The 21,010-nt window shown below is 67.1% G+C and carries 24 protein-coding genes; 13 read left to right on the top strand and 11 right to left on the bottom strand.

Annotated elements, in window-relative coordinates:
• Nucleotides 1–12: 12 nt before the first annotated feature.
• Nucleotides 13–591 (top strand): PspA-associated protein PspAB, encoded by a 579-nt coding sequence (gene pspAB / locus SK803_RS31850; RefSeq protein WP_319969850.1) that lies wholly within the window; start codon nt 13–15, stop codon nt 589–591.
• On the opposite strand, the gene SK803_RS31845 is transcribed toward pspAB, so the two are convergent.
• The 4 genes from SK803_RS31845 to SK803_RS31830 all read right to left on the bottom strand — a co-directional run bounded on the left by SK803_RS31845 (nt 588) and on the right by SK803_RS31830 (nt 3,511).
• Nucleotides 588–824: a hypothetical protein gene (locus SK803_RS31845; RefSeq protein ID WP_319969849.1), complete on the bottom strand. Its 237-nt coding sequence runs from the start codon at nt 822–824 to the stop codon at nt 588–590. The genes pspAB and SK803_RS31845 overlap by 4 nt on opposite strands.
• A gap of 98 nt (nt 825–922) precedes the next feature.
• The gene (locus SK803_RS31840) at nt 923–1,768 is read right to left on the bottom strand and encodes a F510_1955 family glycosylhydrolase (protein ID WP_319969848.1); all 846 of its coding nucleotides are present in this window, start codon (nt 1,766–1,768) and stop codon (nt 923–925) included.
• Entirely contained in the window at nt 1,765–2,325 is a 561-nt protein-coding gene (locus SK803_RS31835) for a M23 family metallopeptidase (protein WP_319969847.1), read from the bottom strand. The genes SK803_RS31840 and SK803_RS31835 overlap by 4 nt, the downstream gene beginning before the upstream one ends.
• Nucleotides 2,326–2,506: 181 nt before the next feature.
• Nucleotides 2,507–3,511 carry an NlpC/P60 family protein gene (locus SK803_RS31830; protein WP_319969846.1) on the bottom strand — a complete coding sequence of 335 codons (1,005 nt, stop codon included), beginning with the start codon at nt 3,509–3,511 and terminating at the stop codon, nt 2,507–2,509.
• A gap of 836 nt (nt 3,512–4,347) precedes the next feature.
• On the opposite strand from SK803_RS31830, the gene SK803_RS31825 reads away from it, so the two are divergent.
• The 6 genes from SK803_RS31825 (at nt 4,348) to SK803_RS31800 (ending at nt 9,265) form a co-directional block, all read left to right on the top strand.
• Nucleotides 4,348–5,469 carry a PLP-dependent cysteine synthase family protein gene (locus tag SK803_RS31825; RefSeq protein ID WP_319969845.1) on the top strand — a complete coding sequence of 374 codons (1,122 nt, stop codon included), beginning with the start codon at nt 4,348–4,350 and terminating at the stop codon, nt 5,467–5,469.
• Nucleotides 5,466–6,719 (top strand): MFS transporter, encoded by a 1,254-nt coding sequence (locus SK803_RS31820; RefSeq protein WP_319969844.1) that lies wholly within the window; start codon nt 5,466–5,468, stop codon nt 6,717–6,719. The genes SK803_RS31825 and SK803_RS31820 overlap by 4 nt, the downstream gene beginning before the upstream one ends.
• A 26-nt stretch (nt 6,720–6,745) precedes the next feature.
• Nucleotides 6,746–7,120 (top strand): hypothetical protein, encoded by a 375-nt coding sequence (locus SK803_RS31815; protein WP_319969843.1) that lies wholly within the window; start codon nt 6,746–6,748, stop codon nt 7,118–7,120.
• 56 nt (nt 7,121–7,176) lie between these two features.
• Nucleotides 7,177–7,779, top strand: a complete 603-nt coding sequence (locus SK803_RS31810) for a DUF305 domain-containing protein (RefSeq protein ID WP_319969842.1) — start codon at nt 7,177–7,179, stop codon at nt 7,777–7,779.
• Nucleotides 7,780–7,964: 185 nt separating this feature from the next.
• Nucleotides 7,965–8,330 carry a BlaI/MecI/CopY family transcriptional regulator gene (locus tag SK803_RS31805; RefSeq protein WP_319969841.1) on the top strand — a complete coding sequence of 122 codons (366 nt, stop codon included), beginning with the start codon at nt 7,965–7,967 and terminating at the stop codon, nt 8,328–8,330.
• Nucleotides 8,327–9,265: a M56 family metallopeptidase gene (locus SK803_RS31800; RefSeq protein ID WP_319969840.1), complete on the top strand. Its 939-nt coding sequence runs from the start codon at nt 8,327–8,329 to the stop codon at nt 9,263–9,265. Before SK803_RS31805 ends, SK803_RS31800 begins: the two co-directional genes overlap by 4 nt.
• 9 nt (nt 9,266–9,274) lie before the next feature.
• Here SK803_RS31800 and SK803_RS31795 read toward each other — a convergent pair whose 3' ends face one another.
• The 4 genes from SK803_RS31795 to SK803_RS31780 all read right to left on the bottom strand — a co-directional run bounded on the left by SK803_RS31795 (nt 9,275) and on the right by SK803_RS31780 (nt 12,256).
• Complete coding sequence (locus SK803_RS31795; protein WP_319969839.1) at nt 9,275–9,598, bottom strand: hypothetical protein; 324 nt, start codon at nt 9,596–9,598, stop codon at nt 9,275–9,277.
• A gap of 279 nt (nt 9,599–9,877) precedes the next feature.
• Entirely contained in the window at nt 9,878–11,059 is a 1,182-nt protein-coding gene (locus SK803_RS31790; RefSeq protein WP_319969838.1) for a transglycosylase SLT domain-containing protein, read from the bottom strand.
• A gap of 59 nt (nt 11,060–11,118) precedes the next feature.
• Nucleotides 11,119–11,574, bottom strand: coding sequence for a hypothetical protein (locus SK803_RS31785; RefSeq protein ID WP_319969837.1), 456 nt, complete (start codon nt 11,572–11,574; stop codon nt 11,119–11,121).
• A 37-nt stretch (nt 11,575–11,611) separates the two neighbouring features.
• Entirely contained in the window at nt 11,612–12,256 is a 645-nt protein-coding gene (locus tag SK803_RS31780; protein WP_319969836.1) for a TVP38/TMEM64 family protein, read from the bottom strand.
• A gap of 160 nt (nt 12,257–12,416) precedes the next feature.
• Between SK803_RS31780 and SK803_RS31775 the strand changes: the two genes are divergently transcribed.
• Complete coding sequence (locus SK803_RS31775) at nt 12,417–13,355, top strand: DUF3152 domain-containing protein (protein ID WP_319969835.1); 939 nt, start codon at nt 12,417–12,419, stop codon at nt 13,353–13,355.
• Between the two features lie 3 nt (nt 13,356–13,358).
• Here the strand turns inward: SK803_RS31775 and SK803_RS31770 are convergent, their stop codons facing one another.
• A complete protein-coding gene (locus tag SK803_RS31770; protein WP_319969834.1) occupies nt 13,359–14,870 on the bottom strand; it encodes a multicopper oxidase family protein in 1,512 nt (503 codons plus the stop codon).
• Nucleotides 14,871–15,101: 231 nt separating this feature from the next.
• Between SK803_RS31770 and SK803_RS31765 the strand changes: the two genes are divergently transcribed.
• The 5 genes from SK803_RS31765 to SK803_RS31745 are packed head-to-tail and all read left to right on the top strand — an operon-like array spanning nt 15,102 to nt 19,708.
• Complete coding sequence (locus tag SK803_RS31765) at nt 15,102–15,383, top strand: metal-sensitive transcriptional regulator (RefSeq protein ID WP_030482288.1); 282 nt, start codon at nt 15,102–15,104, stop codon at nt 15,381–15,383.
• Nucleotides 15,384–15,416: 33 nt separating this feature from the next.
• Complete coding sequence (locus tag SK803_RS31760; RefSeq protein WP_319969833.1) at nt 15,417–15,626, top strand: heavy-metal-associated domain-containing protein; 210 nt, start codon at nt 15,417–15,419, stop codon at nt 15,624–15,626.
• Between the two features lie 11 nt (nt 15,627–15,637).
• Nucleotides 15,638–16,585 carry a hypothetical protein gene (locus SK803_RS31755; protein WP_319969832.1) on the top strand — a complete coding sequence of 316 codons (948 nt, stop codon included), beginning with the start codon at nt 15,638–15,640 and terminating at the stop codon, nt 16,583–16,585.
• A 28-nt stretch (nt 16,586–16,613) separates the two neighbouring features.
• Nucleotides 16,614–18,860 carry a heavy metal translocating P-type ATPase gene (locus SK803_RS31750; RefSeq protein ID WP_319969831.1) on the top strand — a complete coding sequence of 749 codons (2,247 nt, stop codon included), beginning with the start codon at nt 16,614–16,616 and terminating at the stop codon, nt 18,858–18,860.
• Between the two features lie 59 nt (nt 18,861–18,919).
• Nucleotides 18,920–19,708: an alpha/beta fold hydrolase gene (locus SK803_RS31745; RefSeq protein WP_319969830.1), complete on the top strand. Its 789-nt coding sequence runs from the start codon at nt 18,920–18,922 to the stop codon at nt 19,706–19,708.
• Between the two features lie 61 nt (nt 19,709–19,769).
• On the opposite strand, the gene SK803_RS31740 is transcribed toward SK803_RS31745, so the two are convergent.
• Nucleotides 19,770–20,225: a DUF2231 domain-containing protein gene (locus tag SK803_RS31740; protein WP_319969829.1), complete on the bottom strand. Its 456-nt coding sequence runs from the start codon at nt 20,223–20,225 to the stop codon at nt 19,770–19,772.
• A gap of 52 nt (nt 20,226–20,277) precedes the next feature.
• Complete coding sequence (locus SK803_RS31735) at nt 20,278–20,679, bottom strand: hypothetical protein (RefSeq protein ID WP_319969828.1); 402 nt, start codon at nt 20,677–20,679, stop codon at nt 20,278–20,280.
• Nucleotides 20,680–21,010 lie beyond the last annotated feature (331 nt).

Below are 21,010 nucleotides of genomic sequence, written 5' to 3'. Positions count from 1 at the left end.
GAGGCCCGCACGATGGGATTCCTCGACACCCTGCTCGGCCGAACGAAACCGGTGAAGCCGAACCTCGACGTGCTCTTCGCCATTCCTTCTGCGGCACTGACCGTGCAGGCCTCACTCGGCATGACGCCCACCGGGGTGGGCGCCGTCTGCTTCAAGGCCGCCGAAGGCGCCGCGGCCGAGCAGGCGCAAGCCGACATCCGCGCCCTGCTCGACCTCGACCACACCACAGAGATGTCGCTGCAGCACGACGAGTACGGCTACACCTGGATCACCTGCCATCAGTCCACGGTGGACCTACCGGCGCTCATGACACAACTGCACGCCGTCAACGCCACCCTCGCCGACGCCGGCTTCGGTCCCTCCCTGTTGTGCACCGTGGTGGGTTTCACCGCGCCCTCCCCTGCTCCCGCGAGCAGACTCGGGCTGGTCTACCTGTTCAAACGGGGAACCGTGTATCCGTTCGCACCGCTCGACGAGCAGCGGCGCGACACCGCACTGGAGATGAGAGTCCGCGCCGCACTCGCGGGAGAACTCCCTGTCGAAACCGACCTCGAACGCTGGTTCCCCATCTGGAACGCTCCCGTGCCCTAGGCACACCAACGCTGCTCGAAGCGACCGATTCGCCACCCCGCGGACGCGACCAGCCAGGTGACCACGAACAGGCCGATGATCAGGGCGACGGCGAACAGCGACATTCCCGCAGCCGTCACACCGAGGCCGACGCCGAACACACCGGAAGAACCGATGTCGTACCGCTGAGGTGCGACAAGCCGTACCAGCAAGCCCCATCCGAGCAGGTTGAGCAGCAGTACGCACGCAGCCATGCTCGCGATCGACCGGCGATCACCGCGGTCCCACCGGATCGATCGGCGAGGTGTGAGCGAGGGGCGTGGTCGGCATTCGTCGATCGGCCTGTGACAGTTCACTTCAGTGCCTGGCGAATCGTGAACGTGCTCCCGCTGTCGATGGAAGCGTGGATGGCGGACTCCGTCGCGATGTACACCTCGGAGCCCTTGGCGGCGAGCGCTGCAGGTGTACCGGCGATCCGGCCTCTCGCCGTCCACGACGCAGCGGAATCTTCGCTCACGTGCACAATTCCATCCGATGCGACACCAATGACGATGTCACCCTCAGACCAGTCGAGCAACGTCAAGCGTGGGCTGCCGCCAGCGGCGGCGAACGTCCGGCCTCCGTCCGTGCTGCGCACTACGCCTTGCTGCGTCGCGGCGAGGATGACGTCCGGATCAGTCGGGCTGATCGTGAAGTCGACCATCGAGACACGGCTGCGGGTGTCCCAGTCGCGCTGGTTCTCACTGATCATGATCTGGCCGTTCTGGCTGTTGTAGCCGTACACGCGGTTGTGCTTGACCTCCAACGAGTGGAAGTCCGCCGCGCCCGCCAGCGAGAGCGTCTGCCACGTCCGGCCCGCGTCCTTGCTCTCGATCAGCCCGAGGTGCGGTGCGGTGCCCGGTTCAGGCCGATCGGGATGACCGCTGCCGAGAAAGTGGTTGGCACCCACCACGACGAAGCCCATGGTGTCCTGCTTGCGGTCACCCACGCGCTCGGGAGGTTTGTCTGCGGGCACCGTGAAGACACCGAAGTGACTTGCTGCGTAAAGCATTCCGTCGGCGGGGTCGATGCCGAGGCCGTGCACGTGCGCGAGAGTTGCCGGAAGAACAGACGGGTCCTGAGTTGCCGGTGTGGTGGTGTTCGCACACGCGGTGGTGAACAACAGGATCGGGACGGCCAACTTCCACACGCGGCTCATGCGATCCGCACTCCATGTCCTTGCAGCCACGCCAACGGATCAAGCTTTCTCCCGGCCTGATCCCAGATCTCGAAGTGGAGATGCGGTCCGGTGGAGATGCCGCGGTTCCCGATCTGGGCGATCACCTGGCCGGCGCTGACCTTCTGTCCTTCGCGCACGGCGTAGCTGTTGATATGGCCGTACACGGCCGTGGTGCCGTCCGTGTGCTCGATCCTGACCCACAGACCGAAGCCGCTGGCCGGTCCCGCGTCTGTGACGACACCGTCCATGACTGACCTGATCGGCGTGCCGATGCTGTTGGCGATGTCGAGGCCGTAGTGCGTCGTTCCCCACCGGGGACCGAAGTTGGACGTGATCGTGCCCTGCGTCGGCGCGAAGACCTTGATCTTCCGCGCCTGCTCCGCGTCGTACTCGGCCTTGCGCCGTGCAGCCGCTTCCGCATCTCGCTGCGCGGTGAGGCGGAGACTTGTGTTGAGCCGCTCCACCTCGTCGTGGTCAGGCTGCTGGCGAACCCGCAACAGGTTCGGCCCGGCGTTGTCACCGCCCACACCGTCCACACCAGACAGGTTGGCCGACAGCAAAACTTGGCCCTGTGCCTGGACAGGCGCGTCCTTCGGTGCGGCGTCGAGTTGGAAGGCCGCCGCGGCGGCTCCAGCGGCGACGCCGGCTATCAACACGTGGGCCGACAGGCGTGTGGAACGGTGTGGCGTAACAGTTCGTGTGTGTCGGGACATCGAATCAGCCGACGATCCGCCGGGCACCGATGTAGTGGCCGTCACCGCGAAGCGAACGCACGTCCACGAGCTGCCCCTCGGTCGGCGCGTCCACCATCTTGCCTTCGCCCACATACATGGCGACGTGGTGGATCGCGGCCGGATTACCGGTGCCGTCGTCGTAGAACACCAGGTCACCTGGCTGGAGCTCGTTCTGGGCCACTGCTCTGCCAACCCGGTACTGGTCCACCGCCACACGAGGCAGCGTGACCCCAGCCGCCGCGTAGGCCCACTTCGTCAAGCCGGAGCAGTCGAAGGCACTCGGACCGTTACCGCCCCATTGGTACTGCGAGCCACGCTTGGACAGTGCTGCTTGCAAGGCGGTGTTGGCCGCACCGGGAGGCCCCAGATACGTTCCGGTGTCCTTCACCTGGCCGAACCCGAGGCCGACCTTCTGAGCCGAACTGAGGTTGTTCACAGCCTTGCGGAGCTCAGTGATGCGGCCGTCCAGGTCGGACTTGCGCTTCTTGACGTCCTCAGCGACAGCCGCCGCCTCGTTGGCCGCCTTCTCGGCACGCTGCTGAACGTCGTTCGCCTGCGCCACCGCGGCCGACAGCTTGTCCATCGACTCCGCGTTGTCGGCCGCCAGCACTTCCAGCGCGGACATGCGGTTGAGGAAGTCCTGCTGAGAGTCGCTGACGAGCAGCGCGGAGAGCCCGTTGAACCGTGCGCCCTGGAATGTGGACTCGGTGAGCACGTCGACCTGACCACGCAACTGCCCCTCGGCCTGCTTGGCCTGGTTCAGGTCCGCGCCGGCCTTGGTCAGCTCTGCCTTCTTGGCTTCGAGGTTCTCCTCAGCCTTGAGCACGTCGTCGTTGAGCTTCTCCGCCTGCTGGCTCAGCTCCTCGTACTGCTCGACCGGGTCGCCCGCGGGCTGGGCACCAGCCGAACCGGTGCTGCCGGCCACCGCCAGTACCGCCGCGGCCACCAGCCCACCTCGTGTGCCGAGCTTGAGTCGATGCGACGTCACGTCGCGTTACCTCCGTAGTCGGGAACAGGCCTCCCCCGATGCCTTGGCGCAAATTACGGCAACATCACGGCGTTGTCTACTAGCCAGCCTAGTAGTTCGCCGCTGTGACTCGGAACACGGCCGGCCCGTCATCCCCCATGCGACTTCGGCATTCACGTTTGACAGCGAACATGACGACGCATCACCACACCAAGTGGATCGTCCAGGGCAAACGTGGCATTACAGGTGATCATCCGTCCACAATGGACACGATTGAGCGATTCCCGCCCGTATCACGATCGCGATATGTTCGTAACCGTGCGGATCCAGACGACGACACTCCGTGGCGTCCGATCGACGGCGTTGGCCGTCGTGCTCGCCGTGCTGTCGTTTTTCGTCTTGAGCGCGCTCTGCTCCGCGGAAGGCCATGCTTCGGCCGGAGTCGGCCACGAACACGTGACTGACCCAGCACACAGCCACAGCCCCACGCATGACGCGGAACCCGCACCTTCCAACCATTGTCACCACGACCGCGAGCCTGTCCACCCCAAGGCCGCGCTCGACCGCGCTCTGCATCGCCCGGACGACACGGCGTGGACCGCGCAGTCCTCCAGCCACGACGTTCCGGCAAGTCTCGGCACCGAGACCTCTGCCGTCCCCAGTGGACTGGGCCCAGCTTTCTGGGCGGGCGCAAGCGGTCCTCCCAGACCGGGCCGCCGGCTACTGGTCCTCCTCAGCGTCGCGCGGAACTGATCAGCGCGCAGCAGTGCAGGCGAAACCCTCGCAACACCACCGGTTTCGCCAGTTCGTGCTGCCAGCGATCACCCTTTCGAACCACGCACAACCTTGAGGACACCATGCTCGTCACCCAGGGCCAGCCCGGCACGCTGGCCGTTCCTCCCGCACGCATGCTCACGTCGTCGTCCGCACCGCTGTGCCACAGCCCGGCATCGGTCGTCGGCAACACCCCGGTCCAGTGGATCGACGATCTGTCCGGTCTGTCTCCACACGGGTTCTGGGCCAAGCTCGAAGGTTTCAACCCTGGTGGCATGAAGGACCGCCCGGCGCTGCACATGATCGCCAAGGCTCGTGAACGCGGCGAACTGGCACCCGGTGGCACCATCGTGGAGTCGACCAGCGGCACTCTCGGGCTGGGGCTCGCACTCGCGGGCATCGTCCACGGCCACCCGGTCACCCTGGTCACCGATCCCGGCATGGAGCCGATCGTGCAGCAGATGCTGCAGGCGCACGGCGCCCAGGTCGATCTCGTCCCGGCTCCACATCCGACCGGCGGCTGGCAGCAGGCCCGGCGCGACCGCGTCGAGCAGATCCTCGCCGAGACGCCCGGCTCGTACTGCCCTGACCAGTACAACAACCCGGACAACGTGGCGGGCTACGAGTCGCTCGCGCTGGAGCTCGTCGCGCAGCTCGGCCGCGTCGACGTGCTCGTGTGCTCCGTCGGCACCGGCGGGCACTCGGCGGGAGTGTCGCGAGTGCTGCGGGAGTACTTTCCCGACCTGCGGCTCGTCGGGGTCGACACGATCGGCTCGACGATCTTCGGCCAGCCCGCACGGCCGCGCCTCATGCGCGGGCTGGGGTCCAGCATCTTCCCGCGCAACGTCGACTACTCGGCGTTCGACGAGGTGCATTGGGTCAACCCCGCGGAGTCCGTGTGGGCCTGCCGCAGACTCGCCTCCCGGCACCACGCCAGCGGTGGGTGGAGCGTCGGCGCGGTAGCGGTGGTGTCCAGCTGGCTGGCCCGCACCCACGACCCCGATGTGCGCATCGCGGCGGTCTTCCCTGACGGTCCGCAGCGGTATTTCGACACGATCTACAACGACACCTACTGCGCCGCGAACGAGCTCCTCGTGACGCCTCCAAAGCCGGATCCGGAGGAGATCACCGCCACGAGCGATCGCGAAGTCACCACGTGGACGCGCTGCGGGAATGTCGCGGACCCGATGAGGCTTCAGTCGTGACGAACATCGTTCGGCAGTTCCGGTCGTTCGATCGGCCGGTACAACTGCTGCTGCTCAACCAGTTCAGCATCAACGTCGGCTTCTACATGCTGATGCCCTATCTCGCCGTTCACCTGTCCGGCGAGCTCGCGCTCGCCGGCTGGGCGATCGGGCTCGTCCTGGGCGTGCGGAACTTCTCCCAGCAGGGGATGTTCCTGATCGGCGGCACGCTCGCGGACCGGTTGGGGTACAAGCCACTGATCGTCGCCGGCTGCGCTCTTCGGACAGCGGGTTTCGGCCTGCTGGGCTTCGTGGACACGTTGCCCGCGCTGGTCATCGCCTCGGCGGCGACCGGATTCGCGGGCGCGCTGTTCAATCCGGCGGTGCGCGCCTACGTGGCGAACGACGCCGGTCCACGGCGCGTCGAAGCATTCGCCTTGTTCAACGTCTTCTACCAGACCGGAATCCTGGTCGGCCCGCTCATCGGGTTGGTGCTGACCGGCGTCGACTTCTCGCTGACCTGCGCAGTCGCTGCCGTTGTGTTCGCGGTGCTGACCGTGTTGCAGATCAGGTCCCTGCCTGCACGCAAGGCCACGACTCGCACCGACAGTTCCGTGCTTCAGGACTGGCGCGGCGTGTTCGGGAACCGCAGGTTCGTCCTGTTCGCCGTCGCGATGATCGGTTCGTACGTGCTGTCCTTCCAGATCTATCTGGCACTCCCGCTGGAGGCACGCCGCGTCGCGGGTGACGGTGTCGCCGGCACCGTGCTGGTCGCCGCGTTGTTCGCCGTCTCCGGTGTGCTGGCGATCGTGGGACAGCTACGCGTCACCGGCTGGTTCAGGCAGCGTTTCGGCACCAACAGATCGCTGGTGATCGGGATGCTGCTGCTGGCGGTGGCCTTCCTGCCGTTGGCACTGCCCACGCCGTCCAGTGGACCGCTGCTGCTCGTTCCGGTGCTGTTGGCCGCGACACTGATCGCATTCGGCACGATGGTCGTGTTTCCGTTCGAGATGGACACGATCGTTGCGCTGTCTGGCGATCGGCTGGTCGCCACCCACTACGGGCTCTACAACACGGTGGTGGGCGTTGGCATCCTCGCCGGAAACCTGTTCACCGGCACCGCGCTCGACCTGGCGCGGGCAGCGGGGATACCTGCGGTGCCGTGGCTGGCGCTGACGGCGCTTGGATTGTTCTGCGCCTGGAGCCTGCGCGCACTCAACCGCGTGCCGGCAGTTGAACCAGTTGGAGCGCTGACCCGTACAAAGCAGTGATGCGACCTACTAGGTACGGTAGTTACATGGCTCCGGGCGCGCACGGCAGGACGACCCAGTGGGTCCTGCTGTGCGTGCTGTTCCTCGGTGTCGTCGGGATGCACCACGTCAACGTGAGCAACGACATGTCACCCACGCACGGGTCCATGTCCACGAACGCTCACCACGCGCCGCCGTCCGAGGACCCAGCACCGGAGCCGACGCACGAGATGTTGCACCTGTGCGTTGCCGTGCTGTGCGCCGTCGTATCGCTGCTGCTGCTCGTGTGGCTGCTGCTGCGCACCGCGCGCCCGATCGCGGGTCGCATCCTCGCGTCGGCGGCGTGGCCACGAGCTCCCGATCGACCGCCGCCCAGAGGCGGTCGCGACTTGCTCGGTTCCCTGTGCGTGCTGAGGTTGTGATCGGCCCGGTTTCCAGAGGCAAGTCACTTTCCCAGCACAGAAGGAAGAACCACCGAATGAGGAAGTCTCTGATCGTCGCCGGCTTCGCAACTGTCGCGCTGGTCGCCGGGTGCAGCAGCGGTAACGACATGGCCGGTATGCAGCACAACTCCACCGCTGCCTCGACCCCGGCTTCCGGCCAGCAGTCTGCGGACCACAACGATCACGACGTGCAGTTCGCCCAGGAGATGATCGCCCACCACCAGCAGGCGCTGGACATGGCCAAGATGGTGCCGGGCAAGAGCACGAACCCGAAGGTGACCGATCTCGCGAAGCGCATCGAGGGTGCGCAGGACCCGGAGATCAAGACCATGACGGCGTGGCTCTCCAAGTGGGGTGCCTCTCCGACTGCGTCGTCGATGCCGGGAATGGACCACGGCTCGATGGGCAGCGGCAACGGCATGATGACCGCCGAGGAGATGACCAAGCTCGGACAGGCCACGGGTGCCGAGTTCGACAAGATGTGGATGGAAATGATGATCAAGCACCACGAGGGTGCGATCACCATGGCCAAGACCCACGTCGAGAAGGGCAGCAACGCCGAGAGCAAGAAGCTCGCGCAGGACATCATCACCGCGCAGCAGGCTGAGATCACCGAGATGCAGGGGCTGCTGAAGTAGAAGCCACGAACGTTCAGGCCGGGGCAGAGCGATTTGACCCCGGCCTGAACGCTGTTCTCACCGAGTCTGGGGGAATTTCCTCGGCGAGGATGGCGGCTGGAACGGGGACCCCAGCCGTCGTCTACTATAGCGAATCGTAGTCAGGACCGGCTCTTCCTGCCGTATCCTCTCCGTCAGGAGGAACGATGCACGGACTTGGTGAGTTGGAAGCCGCGGTGATGGACGTGCTGTGGCGAGAGCAGCCGCTCAAGGTGCGCGATGTGCTCGACCGGCTCGAAACGGGAAAGAAGCTCGCGTACACCACCGTGATGACCGTGCTCGACAACCTGCACCGCAAGGGCTGGGTCACTCGCGAACTCGAGGGCAAGGCCTATTGGTACGAGCCGGCACTGAGCCGCGCCGAGGCAGCCGCTCGCACCGTCCGAGATGTACTCGTCTCGTCGGGTGATCCCGAAGCCGTGCTCATGCACTTCGCGCAATCGGCGACCGAGCGAGAGTCTGAGCTCCTGCGCCGAGCCCTGCCGAAGAAGAAGAGGTCGTCCGCCTCATGACGGTCGCGGTCTCGCTGCTGATCGGCGCGGCGCTGATGAGCTGGCTCGCACCCACGGTCCTGGCTCGCAGGGTCGTCAACGGCGGCGACCCACTGGTCGCGGTCGTCGCGTGGCTGACGTCGGCGGCGGCTGTGGCTCTCACCACGCTCGGGGGCGTAGTTCTCCTCCTTCTCCCGGACCACGGGTTCGGTGAGTCCATGCTCGCCGCGCTGGACAACTGCTGGTCCTCGGTCCGGCACGGCACTCCGCCCAGCGTCGAGGCTGTCAGCGGCGTCGTGGGCGCCTTGCTGCTGCTCGGTCTGTGTGTGCGCCTGGTCGTCGGCGCGGTGGGCAGCGCACGACGACGAGCGCGCAGACGTGCCGACCACCTCGCAGTGCTGCGCATCGCCGCACGTCGCGACGGCGAGACGTTGTGGCTCGAGCACGACGAGCCGCTGGCGTTCAGCCTCACCGGGCGCCCTGGCGTCATCGTGGCAACGGACGGCCTGGCCAAGGAGCTCACCGGTGCCCAGGTGGACGCCGTGCTTGCCCACGAACGCGCCCATCTGACCGGTCGCCACCACCTGATCGTCGCGGTCGGCGAGGCGATGGCCAGCGCGTTCCCGTTCCTGCCGCTGTTCAAGCTGGCACCCGGCATGCTGCGTGAGCTGGTGGAACTCGTCGCGGACGCGGCGGCTGTCCGGGAATGCGGCGCGGACGCCGTGCGGAGCGCCTTGCTGAAGGTGTCTCGCCACGGTGCACCGGGCACGGCTCTGGCGATGAGCGGCACCTCCATGGACGTGCGCGTCGAGCGACTGCTCGACGGGCCCGCTCCGGCGAGCCGACGCCGTCAGCTGTTCTCCTGCGGTCTGGCGGGCGTCACCGCGATGGTTCTTCCGGTTCTGGTCGCCTCGGGCGCGATGTTCGCCGTGGTGACCGTGGCCTGTCCCACCTGACGCGATCGCTCATCGATCGGCTGGCTGCAGCCGCGCCATCTCCGCCATGACCAGCCAGCGTCCGTCAGCTTGACGGCGCAGCGTGACGAACGTTTCGCGGAGCTGGCCATCGCCTGATCGCCACGTCGCCTTCGTGGTGGCAGCCGACTGCTCCTCGTTGCCGACGGCCACCTCCACGCTGATCACGACCGCCTTGCCGGTCGCCTCGACGACCAGCGAGCCACGCGGGTTGTCGGGGTTCTCGGGCGCGACGTACGGCAGTACCCGGCGGTTCGTACGGCCGATCTCATCCGGCTCAGCCGAGTGCGCGGCCTCGATGTAGGCCCTCGCCACGGACCGTGGATCGGCGAAGTTCGTGCCCGCCGCCGCTGACGGTGTGCCCGAGAGCGGGGCCGGCGGTGTTTCGCCTATCGCGGATCGAGCAGCAGGCCCGACAGGTTCCTCGGTCGTCGGCGGTGCTTGCGACGAAGGTGGAGCCGACGTGGCCACCGGTGCCTGCTCTCCGTTCGTGTCCCTGTCGATCAACACAGACACCAGCAGAAGGCCACCTGCAGCCAGTACGGCTAGCACAACGCCTCTTGGACTGCCGGATGCCATCGCGGTGCTCCTCGATCAGGCGGTGAAGCTGATGTGCAGGTGGTCGTAGTGACCGCCGGTGGGGTTGGTGACGTCGTACACGCCCGCGCCGGTGTACTTCTCACCCCACCCGCCCTGGTCGCCGGTTGCCGGGTCCCAGTAGCGCCCCTGCCAGATGATGTAGCGGACCTTCAGCGGGCCCGCGTAGGCCCGCGTCCAGGAAGCCATCCGCCAACCCGCCGCGAGCCGCTCTCCAGCGGGAAACACGCCGAACCGATCCGGGAAGACGTCGCAGGCCTTGCCGGTGGGATGGTCGCTGAACGGGGTCTCCGGTCGCGCGCCATAGCAGGTGACCGAGGCGATCTGCGGCCCGAACGCGCTGCGGATCTGTTGCAGCGCATGCGCGGTTGCCGCAGTGAGGCACCCCGCTGTCGTGGGGTCGTCGACGACGCATCCTGTCGGCGGCCCGGTGTAGGGCACCGGAGCGGGCAATCCGGCGAGATCCGCACCCCCTGGCACCGGTCCCCCGTCACCGGCGGGCGCGGTCTCAGCGGCGGCCCACTCACGTTCGTACTTGCGGATGTTGTCGAGGTAGCGGCGAATGAGAGACACACACTCATCACCACATCCCGCTTCCCCAGACTGAGGAATCCCTGTGCGGCTCAACAACACCCGGCCGCACCCGGCGATGTGGCACACGCTCATCGCGTCGTGAGGATCGAGTGACTTACCCGTCTGCTTGATGTGTGCGGTCATTCCGCGCAAGTTGCTGCACAGGAACTTGAGCCCGAGTCTCATGTGGATGGACGGATCGAAGATGTCCGCTCCGGACGGAGGTGGAACGCTCGCCCACGGCTGTCCGCCGAGGTTCTTCCAGTTCGCCTGATTGATCTGGAGAAGGCCGGCCGCACCGCCATTGCTGTCGTTGCTCCACGCGCCCGGCCGCCAGCCGGACTCGGCCTGCACTTCGGCGATCACCCGCAACGGGTTGAGCTCCGGGCAGTCCGTGGCGACGAACGACGTGATGATCGGAGCCACTTCTCGCGCCAGCGGCGGAATTTTGGTGATGTCGAAGGTGGCCTGCCCGGTGGTTGCGCCGGCGACGGCACCTTGGTTGCCGTTCTGGACCATGAAAGGCAACACGAAGACGAACTGAATCGCCAGGAAGGCCGCCAAGGCGACCACGCACACCGCCAGCACCAGGTGCGGCACCCTCATGAAGCCTCCTGCCGGACAACAACCCGTGACTTACTATCACGAGTAGTACATCCGGTCCACTAGGCCCCTACGGGTGAACAAGCGACGGTCGTGCACTCGCGCCGTCGCCACCGCACGACCACCGCGGTCGCGAGTACGGCCAGCGACGCCAAGGCGAGCAGCGGCTGCAGAGGAGCCCAGACGCCGAGCGCCCCGGACACGCCCAGCAACGCCATGACGATCTTGTTGCAGACCGGGCACCCGACCGCGAGTGCACTGAGCAGTGAACCGCCGTAAACGCGGGCAGATCCAGCACGGTCCTGCTGAACACCGGGCCGAATACCTGCCCATACGGCCGTGAGGGCCGCCGTGAGCACGAGCACGGGCAGTTCCCACCACCGAACCGGGGTCATGCGCGTGAACATCGAGTTGTCGATGACGTCGGTCGGCACACCGACCACGGCGGCACTCAGCACCGCGCCGGTGAGCGCGCGAGTCCAACTCCACGACCAGGCCCGCACCTGAGCGCCGTCCATCGACACCCCCGCCGTATCTACTATCTGAAATAGTAACCTACGAGGTGCGTGCAGCACGACAGAGAAGATTTCTTCCCCACAACACACCTGCCACGCCGATCACCAGCCACGCAACCAGAGCGGCGATCGAGCGCGGCGAACCGAGGTCCAGCACGGCATCCCCCAGCAGCGCGGCGACCAACGTGGTGGGCACGAGCCCGAGAGCAGTGCCCAGCGCGAACAACGCCGGACGCACGGCCGTCACCCCGGCGCCGTAGTTCGAGGCGGCGAACGGGATCACCGGCAACAGCCGCAGCACGAGAGTCGCGGCCAGACCGTTCTTCGCGAAGACTTCGTCCAGCGTGCGCAGGCAGCTGTCGCCGAGCCAGCGCGCCACGGCCTCGCGCCCCAGCAACCTGCCGATGCCGAAGGAGATCAACGCACCTGCGGTGAACCCGGCGATGGCGAGCGCTGCGCCGGGCAGGATGCCGAACAGCAGGCCGGAGGCGGTGGCGAGCACGGGCTTGGGGAAGAACACGGCGGTTCCTCCGGCACACAGCAACAGGAACGCGGCCGGAGCCCACGCGCCTGCGCCGCGGATCCAGGAACGGACCTCGTCCCCGCCAGGCAGATCCACCACGAACGAGATGACGACCAAGGCGACAACCAGCGCCAGAAGTGTGATCGCACGCACCTCACGCATGGACAACCTGCACTTCCGCCAGTTCGATCGTTTGATGGTAAGCGGAGCGGATCACAAACTGCGAAAGCAGGTAGTAGAGGGCGCGATCCGCATGACCCCCAGTGGCCGTCCCCTCTCCCTACTACGGATCTTCGTAGGTGCTGTGACATGCTGTTGCGCGATGAAGCAGCAGCTGCGCGAACGCCCGGCCGGCAGGCCGCTGGTCGCCAGGCTGGATCCGGTCGACGGCCGCTCAGCCCGGCCCACTCGCCGACGTCCCGTCCGAGAATGGATCGTGGCGGCGGTCGCCGTGCTCAGCCTCTTCGGACTCAGTGCCATGGCCGTGCGTGACACGTTGACGCCCCCGCCCACCGAGCAAGCAGCTCCGCCACAGGAGCTCGATCAACCCAGTGTCGTCGCGCACGACCAAGCCGGACACGCGCTCACCAACCGGACACCTCCCGCACCGAATCCTGATCCGAAGGTCTTCGATGCGCTGAAGGCATCCGCCGAACTCCCACCCGGTGGAGACTTCACGGTCCAGGGCGCGAGGAAGTGGACGGTCGTACCCGGCACCAGCCCCGCGGTAGGCGGAACGAACCGCGTCACCTACACCGTCGAGATCGAGGACGGCGTGCAGCTCGTCGGCGGCCCCGAGACCTTCGCCACCGACGTCAGCACGATCCTGGCCGACCCGCGCAGCTGGATCGGCGACGGTAAGCACGGCTTCCAGCGCATCGACTCCGGCAAGCCGGACCTGCGGATCAGGCTCACCTCGCAGATGACCACGCGCGACGTGTGCGGGTTCGCGATCCCGTTCGAGGGCTCGTGCGTCAACGGTGACAACGTGACGATCAACGTCGCGCGCTGGGTGCGGGGCGCGGTCTCGTTCCAGGGCGCTCTGGTGGAGTACAAGCAGTACGTGGTCAACCACGAGGTCGGCCACGGCCTGGGATACGACCACAAGTCCTGTCAGGAGAGCGGCGCGCTGGCGCCCGTGATGATGCAGCAGTCGTGGGGTATCTCGAACGACTACCTCGCCGCGCTGGGCACTGACCGGGTGAGCAAGGACGGCAAGGTGTGCAAGCCCAACGCCTGGCCCTATCCCACCGGCCAGTGATCATCACTCCACATAGGACAAGACGGCCATCATTCCTGCCTCACCGTGGTACACGTTGTGGCAGTGAGTGAGCCATTGACCGGGGTTGTTGGCATCGAAGTCCGCGATCAGTTCCCGGTTGGGCAACACGATCGCGGTGTCACGGCGAGGACCGATCTTGCCGTTCGCCCGCATCTGAAAAGTGTGACCGTGCACGTGCATGGGGTGGAACATCTGTGACTTGTTCCGCATCCGCAGCCGCACCACCTGTCCAGAGCGGATCGGCAGTCCGTCGGTCGGGTCGTAGACCTTGCCGTTGATCGTCCAGGAATACTGGTCGCCGGGCCCTTCCAGGACGAGATCGTGGGTCACGTCCGGCTCGCGCAGCGGCAGCGCAACGCTGTCCGTCGCACGGAGTGCGTTCATCTCCGGCACCACCAGCTTCGTGAGTTCCGCGGCGAGCGCTTCGCTGTCCGTTGACGCAGCTACTCCGGTGGACAGAGTGACCTGAGCGAACAGACCGCGGCCCTCGGCGAGGGCGAGCACGGGCACCGTCCGATCAGGCACGGTCACGACGCAGTCCAGCCGCTCGCCCATGCCCAGCAGCACGACGTCCAGCTCCACCGGCACCACGGGGAAGCCGTCCGCGTGGGTCACGGTCATCGGCACCCCTGGCACGCCGACCCGGAACACCGTGTCGGCCGCGGCGTTGATCAGCCTCAACCGGATCCGCTGCCCCGGCTTGGTGGCGAACGCCTGAGGTGCTTTCCACACCTTGCCGTTGGCCAGCACGTGCGGATAGATGACGTCGCCGGCGTCGCCCCCGAGCAGGTCGGACTTCGGCATGGCGGGCATGCCAGGCATCGAGCCGTGGTCCATGCCCGGCATGCCGTTCGCGCGCAGCTCGTCGAACACGGCATCCGGTGTCCGGCCGAGTCCGTCGAGCCAGTCATCGAGCACGACGACCAGTTCGGTGTCGTAGTTCCCGCCGTCCTCCGGATCCTCCACGATCAGTGGCGCGTAAAGGCCGCGGTCGAGCTGCACCCCCGAGTGCGGATGAAACCAGTAGGTGCCGGGGTCCGGTGCGGTGAATTCGTAGGTGAAGGAACCACCGGGCACGATCTCGCCCTGGGTGAGGCCCGGCACTCCGTCCATGTCGTTGCGCAGTGCAAGGCCGTGCCAGTGGATGCTCGTCGGCTGCGGCAGCTGGTTGCGCAGCTCGACGTTCAACAGGTCACCGCGCCTGACCCTGATCTCCTTGCCAGGAAGGTCCCCGTAGGACCAGGTGTTCGCCGTGATGCCGCCCAGGTCGACCTCTGCCTGGATGGCGGCGAGCTTGACCGACGTCCTGCGCGCACCCGCGATCTGACGGGCGCGCTCGGCGGCGGCCACCTTCGGAGAGTTGGGCCCGATCAGGGTTCCACCGCCGGAGGATCCGCCACTGCTCGCGCAGCCTGCGACGCCGGTGGCCACCGCGAGGCCGAAGCCGAACCGGAAGAGCTCCCGGCGGCCGAACGATGCGGGCTGAGTGGTCATGACGTCCTCCAGAGTCATCTACTAAGGTCCATAGTAGCTAACCCGGACCCGGCGGGTTGTCCGTCCTCGCTCTCCGATGCGTGCCCCAGGTCACATGAGATACCCCTACCCCGTATGACCACAGGCCCTTGCACACCCATACCCCCCTTAGGTATAAAGGTGGCAAGCGCCCGTCGTTCCCCCGGTCAGTTGCGGCCGGCCGCGCGACGGACCGATCGACAGGAGCGGTACATGCACGGCTACACCGACAACAAGGACGCTCACCTGCGGCGCTTGAAGCGCATCGAGGGCCAGGTGCGCGGTCTGCAGCGGATGATCGAGAACGACGACTACTGCATCGACGTGCTCACCCAGATCTCCGCGGCGACGCGCGCACTCCAGGCCGTCTCGCTGGGACTGCTCGACGAGCACCTGAAGCACTGCGTCAGCGAGGCGATCACCGAAGGCGGCACCAAGGCGGACGAGAAGATCGCCGAGGCCAGCAACGCCATCGCCCGCCTCGTCCGCTCCTGATTTCCCAGCCCCACCAGTACACGAGGAGTTCCCATGGCCGAGGCCACCTACACCGTCACCGGCATGACCTGCGGACACTGCGTCAGCTCGGTGACCGAGGAGATCAACCAGATCGGCGGCGTGCAGAAGGTCGACGTCGAGCTGGCCAGCGGCAAGGTGACCGTCACCAGCGACCAGCCGGTCGCGGACGACGACGTCCGCGCCGCGGTCACCGAGGCCGGCTACACGCTCGTCGCGAGCTGAAGGGGTCCGAGATGAACACCGCCACGAAGGTGACCGCCTACGCGGGCGTGCTGGCGATCGTCTTCGGCGGCGCCTGGGTTGCCGGCGCCGCTGTCGGTCCGTCCGGTGGCGCGACCGCGCCGACCGCGATGGACCACGGCGCCACGCAGTCCACCTCCAGCAACACCGGCGACAAGCTGCCGCCCGGTCTGTCCGTCGCTGAGAACGGCTACGTGCTCAAGCCGTTGCGCACCACCGCGAACGCCGGCGAGCAGCAGCCGTTCCAGTTCACGATCGGTACCGCCGACGGCGGCACGGTGACGAAGTTCGACGTGGAGCACGAAAAACGGCTGCACCTCGTACTGGTGCGCCGGGACGGTTCCGGGTTCCAGCACGTGCACCCGGAGATGGCCGCGGACGGGACGTGGTCGGTGCCGCTGACCCTGCCCGCCGCCGGCAGCTACCGGGTCTTCGCCGACTTCAAGCCGGAGAACGGCACCAAGACCACGCTCGGCACGGACATCCAGGTGTCCGGCAGCTACGAGCCGAAGCAGTACGACACCGACACACGTGAATTCACAGTGGACGGTTACACGGTCCGCCTCGACGGGGAGCTCAAGCCCGGCGCGGAATCCATGGTGACCACGACCGTCACCAAGGAGGGCAAGCCGGTCACCGACCTGCAGCCGTACCTGGGCGCGAACGGCCACCTGGTGGCACTGCGCTCGGCCGACCTCGCTTACCTGCACGTCCATCCGATGGACGCACCGGGCGCCGGTCCCGAGGTGAAGTTCATGGTCGAGGTGCCGACCTCCGGTCGCTACCGCCTGTTCCTGGACTTCCAGCACGAGGGCAAGGTCCGCACCGCGGAGTTCACCCTCGGCACCACCGGAACGGCCCCAGCCCCGTCCACACCGTCCACATCCACTTCCGCTCCGGCCACCCCGCCTGCCGACGACCACGGCGGTCACGGTGGCTGAGCCCGGCACCCTCGAGGAGGCGCGCTCCATGAGTTCACCGACAAGTGAGATCGAGCTGTCGATCGGCGGCATGACCTGCGCCTCCTGCGCCGCGCGGATCGAGCGCAAGCTGAACAAGCTCGACGGCGTCCAGGCCAGCGTCAACTACGCCACCGAGAAGGCCAGGGTCAGCTTCCCCGAGTCGCTGACCGCCGAAGACCTGGTGAAGGTCGTCGAGCACACCGGCTACACGGCCGAACTGCCCGCTCCCCCGCGGGCCGCTGAGAGCACGGAGAAGACCGAAGAGGATCCGACGCGCTCGCTGCGGCAGCGGTTGATCACGTCGATCGTGCTCACCGTGCCGGTGATCGCGCTCGCGATGATCCCGGCGCTGCAGTTCACCTATTGGCAGTGGCTGTCGCTCACGCTCGCCGCTCCTGTCGTGGTGTGGGCCGCGTGGCCGTTCCACAAGGCCGCGTGGACGAACCTGCGCCACGGTGCCGCGACGATGGACACGTTGATCTCGATCGGTGTCGGTGCAGCGTTCCTGTGGTCGCTGTACGCGTTGTTCCTCGGCACCGCGGGCACGCCGGGCATGACACACGCCTTCGAACTGACCGTCCAACGCATGTCAGGCGCCGGCAACATCTATCTCGAAGTCGCCGCGGGCGTGACCACGTTCATCCTCGCCGGCCGCTACTTCGAGGCACGGTCCAAGCGCCGCGCCGGTGCCGCACTGCGCGCCCTGCTCGAACTCGGGGCCAAGGAAGTCGCGGTGCTGCGCGACGGACGCGAGCAGCGCATCAGCATCGACGACCTCGAGGTCGGCGACCGGTTCGTCGTCCGGCCTGGCGAGAAGATCGCCACCGACGGCGTGATCGAGGAAGGCAGCTCGGCGATCGACGCGAGCATGCTCACCGGCGAGTCGGTGCCGGTCGAGGTCACCACAGGTGACGCGGTCGTCGGCGCCACGGTCAACGCGGGCGGGCGGCTCGTCGTCCGGGCCACGCGGATCGGGTCCGACACTCAGCTCGCGCAGATGGCCAAGCTCGTCGAGGACGCGCAGAACGGCAAGGCCGAGGTGCAACGCCTCGCTGACCGGATCTCCGCGGTGTTCGTGCCGATCGTGATCGCACTCGCCGTCGGCACCCTGGCGTTCTGGCTCGGTTCGGGCTCGGGTGCGTCGGCGGCCTTCACCGCCGCGGTCGCCGTGCTGATCATCGCCTGCCCGTGCGCACTCGGCCTGGCCACGCCGACGGCGTTGCTGGTCGGCACCGGTCGCGGCGCCCAGCTGGGCATCCTGATCAAGGGGCCGGAGGTGCTGGAGTCGACCCGCCGCGTCGACACCGTCGTGCTGGACAAGACCGGCACGGTCACCTCCGGGCAGATGAGCCTGGTCGAGGTGCACGCCGCTGACGGTGCCGACGAGGAACTGGTGCTGCGTCTGGCCGGTGCGCTGGAGCACGCCTCCGAGCACCCGATCGCCAGGGCGATCGCCACGGGTGCGGCCGAGCGAGTCGGTGATCTGCCCGCGGTGGAGGGCTTCCAGAACCTGGAAGGCCTCGGCGTGCAGGGCGTCGTCGATGAGCACGCCGTCCTCGTGGGCCGCGCCCGGCTGCTCGAGGAGTGGAGCGTCCGGCTCGGCGAAGAGCTCGTCACCGCGAAGAAGGAAGCGGAGGACAAGGGCCGCACCGCCGTGCTGGTGGCGTGGGACGGCGAGGCGCGCGGTGTGCTGGTCGTGGCCGACACGGTCAAGCCCACCTCGGCCGAGGCGATCGCCGGACTGCGTGGCCTCGGGCTGCGCCCGGTGCTGCTGACCGGCGACAACGAGGCCGTCGCCAAGGCGGTGGCCGCCGAGGTCGGGATCGACGAGGTCATCGCCGAGGTCCTGCCCAAGGACAAGGTCGACGTCGTCAAGCGACTGCAGGCCGAGGGACGCGTGGTCGCCATGGTCGGCGACGGCGTGAACGACGCTGCGGCACTGGCCCAGGCGGATCTGGGCCTGGCGATGGGCACCGGCACGGACGTCGCCATCGAGGCCAGTGATCTCACGCTGGTGCGGGGTGACCTGCGGGCAGCGGTGGACGCGATCCGGTTGTCACGGCGCACGCTCGGCACGATCAAGGGCAACCTGTTCTGGGCCTTCGCCTACAACGTGGCCGCGCTCCCGCTGGCCGCGCTGGGGTTGCTGAACCCGATGATCGCCGGTGCCGCGATGGCGTTCTCGTCGGTGTTCGTGGTGAGCAACAGCCTGCGGCTGCGGGGCTTCCGCAGCGCGAACAAGCAGACCGTCTGACTGGTAGGCCGGCTCGCATGTCAGCGAGCCGGCCCATCAACACACTGAGGGGGTCAGTGATGCAGGACCGGTACGTCACCAGGGCGGGCGCGAAGATCGCCTACGAGCTGACCGGACCCGGACCACTTCTCGGCTACGCGCACGGTGTCTTCCTGAGCCGCGCGGCGGTCCGGCGGCTCCACCTGCTCGACTTCGACGCCCTGGCGAGAGGTCGGCAGCTTCTGACCTATGACCAGCGCGGCCACGGGCACTCGACCGGCCGCCCGATCGCGGACGACTACCGCTTCGAGAACTTCACCCTCGACCTGCTCGCCCTGCTGGACGAACTGGACCCGGACGAGCCGATCGACTTCATGGGCTCCTCACTGGGCTGCGACGTCGCGTTGCGCGCCGCCATCACCGCGCCCGAACGTTTCCGCCGCCTCGTCCTGATCATCCCGCCGGTGGCGTGGGAGGAAGGCCCGAACCAGGCGCGGCAGTGGTACACCGACAGTGCCGAGACCATCGAGTCACGCGGTGCCGCGCACTGGCGGCAGGAGTGGGCGCGGAGGGAACCTCTGCCGATCTTCGCCGACTACCCGGCCTTCGACCTGACCCCGGACATCCCGGACGAGCTGCTCGCCCCGATCCTGCGCGGCATCGGCGAGTCAGACCTCCCGGCACCTGAAGAGATCGCGGCGCTGCCTCACCCGGCGCTGATCCTCACGTGGGACACCGATCCATTGCATCCGGTGTCGACGGCGGAACGGCTTCATGAGTTGCTGCCGAGTTCAACCCTGCATGTCTCGACGACCGTCGCCGACGTGCAGACCTGGACGAACCGCATCACTGACTTCCTGGCTGATTAGGCCGATGGCACGGGTCAACTCGTGACGTCCGGGCTGGGCAAGGCAGTCGCGGACCGTCAGCTCAGACACGCCGATGAGCCAGCAACACTCCGCTGACCACTCCCACCACGAGAAACAGCACACCGATCAACGACACCACCAGCGCCTGCACACCGACGGCCTGGTCAAGAGGTTCAGCCTTCCTCAGCACATAGCCCGTGAGAAAGGTGAAGAAGGCTGCGGTCATCAGTCCAAAGTGGACCATAGCCAGGCGAAAAGTCTTGGTGCCCGCGGGAATCGACAGCGAATCGAGGAACCCCGCCACCGCGGCGGCACCCGCGGCCAACAGCCCCCACCCGATCAGCGAGGTAGCCGCTCGAACATGTGACGCAGGGTCAACGGCCGAGCGGGACGCGAAGTCCAGGACAAGGCTCACCAACCAGCAGCTGACCGGGAGAAGCCCGACCACCGCATGCGGTCTGGTGTGCCGCCGCCACAGCCGCGACCTGGTCATGTCCGCATTGCCGTCAATCCACACGCGAGCAAGCCTATCTACTCATCAGTAGAAAGACGGCCGACCTACGACGGCCCTAGACGGCATCTTCATCAACCTCGGGCAGCGTCTTCCGGTCGATCATGCGTGCCACGAGGCTGTCGGGCATGTCGGCGCGCCCAGGGCCGCCCGCTGCGATCCACGCGAGGATGTCCTGTGTTGCCTCTTCACCTAGCACTCCACCTAACCAGACAGGACGGGCGCCTTGCGCACGCGCCGGCGGCGCAGGCCGAACGACAACGACGTTGGAGTAGTCGCACGAGTCGAGGCAGTTCGCGACGCTGACGTTCTCAACCCCGACACCCTTGCGCAACGCGCTCAGCTGACTTTCGTGGTCGATGCCGGGATGCTTCTCCGCGGTGCCACAGCAACAGCCACGACACACGGTCAGCTTGCTCGAGTAGCTCACATGATCTCCAGGTCGAAATGTCGCGGCCACGGATGCTACCTGCGGGTTCAGGCACACCGCCGCTACAGTCCGTGGTGACCACGCTCACCTTTGGTTGAGCCGAAAACATACGATCAAGGGCAGTACTAAGCCTCTTAGTGGACTAATCGATCCACGTTCCGTAACCTGGCCGCGACCTTCAGGCCCGTAGTGATCTGTTCGGGTCTCCAACCGGGGTCGCCGCACCACACAGGGCGACGACCTCCGCGATAAAGGAGGAACACGCGACGTGGTGTCGCCCCTCTCAAGGCGCACGGTCCGTGGAGCGGTAGCGGCTGCAGCCGTGGTCGCGGCGGCGAGCCTTGCTCCCGCCTCCGCAGAC

Source organism: Lentzea miocenica, assembly GCF_033949945.1.
Lineage (GTDB): Bacteria > Actinomycetota > Actinomycetes > Mycobacteriales > Pseudonocardiaceae > Lentzea > Lentzea miocenica.
The sequence above is the reverse complement of the archived record's forward strand: the minus strand, read 5'-3'. Positions and strand labels throughout refer to the sequence as shown.

Excerpts from the sequence above, each read along its gene's own strand:
- SK803_RS31810 (WP_319969842.1), top strand. The coding sequence starts at position 7,177 with ATGAGGAAGTCTCTGATCGTCGCCGGCTTCGCAACTGTCGCGCTGGTC.
- SK803_RS31815 (WP_319969843.1), top strand. The coding sequence starts at position 6,746 with ATGGCTCCGGGCGCGCACGGCAGGACGACCCAGTGGGTCCTGCTGTGC.
- SK803_RS31765 (WP_030482288.1), top strand. The coding sequence starts at position 15,102 with ATGCACGGCTACACCGACAACAAGGACGCTCACCTGCGGCGCTTGAAG.
- SK803_RS31755 (WP_319969832.1), top strand. The coding sequence starts at position 15,638 with ATGAACACCGCCACGAAGGTGACCGCCTACGCGGGCGTGCTGGCGATC.
- SK803_RS31785 (WP_319969837.1), bottom strand. The coding sequence starts at position 11,574 with ATGGACGGCGCTCAGGTGCGGGCCTGGTCGTGGAGTTGGACTCGCGCG.
- SK803_RS31750 (WP_319969831.1), top strand. The coding sequence starts at position 16,614 with ATGAGTTCACCGACAAGTGAGATCGAGCTGTCGATCGGCGGCATGACC.
- SK803_RS31825 (WP_319969845.1), top strand. The coding sequence starts at position 4,348 with ATGCTCGTCACCCAGGGCCAGCCCGGCACGCTGGCCGTTCCTCCCGCA.
- SK803_RS31775 (WP_319969835.1), top strand. The coding sequence starts at position 12,417 with ATGAAGCAGCAGCTGCGCGAACGCCCGGCCGGCAGGCCGCTGGTCGCC.
- SK803_RS31780 (WP_319969836.1), bottom strand. The coding sequence starts at position 12,256 with ATGCGTGAGGTGCGTGCGATCACACTTCTGGCGCTGGTTGTCGCCTTG.
- SK803_RS31845 (WP_319969849.1), bottom strand. The coding sequence starts at position 824 with ATGGCTGCGTGCGTACTGCTGCTCAACCTGCTCGGATGGGGCTTGCTG.
- SK803_RS31770 (WP_319969834.1), bottom strand. The coding sequence starts at position 14,870 with ATGACCACTCAGCCCGCATCGTTCGGCCGCCGGGAGCTCTTCCGGTTC.
- SK803_RS31805 (WP_319969841.1), top strand. The coding sequence starts at position 7,965 with ATGCACGGACTTGGTGAGTTGGAAGCCGCGGTGATGGACGTGCTGTGG.
- SK803_RS31745 (WP_319969830.1), top strand. The coding sequence starts at position 18,920 with ATGCAGGACCGGTACGTCACCAGGGCGGGCGCGAAGATCGCCTACGAG.
- pspAB (WP_319969850.1), top strand. The coding sequence starts at position 13 with ATGGGATTCCTCGACACCCTGCTCGGCCGAACGAAACCGGTGAAGCCG.
- SK803_RS31760 (WP_319969833.1), top strand. The coding sequence starts at position 15,417 with ATGGCCGAGGCCACCTACACCGTCACCGGCATGACCTGCGGACACTGC.
- SK803_RS31790 (WP_319969838.1), bottom strand. The coding sequence starts at position 11,059 with ATGAGGGTGCCGCACCTGGTGCTGGCGGTGTGCGTGGTCGCCTTGGCG.
- SK803_RS31840 (WP_319969848.1), bottom strand. The coding sequence starts at position 1,768 with ATGAGCCGCGTGTGGAAGTTGGCCGTCCCGATCCTGTTGTTCACCACC.
- SK803_RS31800 (WP_319969840.1), top strand. The coding sequence starts at position 8,327 with ATGACGGTCGCGGTCTCGCTGCTGATCGGCGCGGCGCTGATGAGCTGG.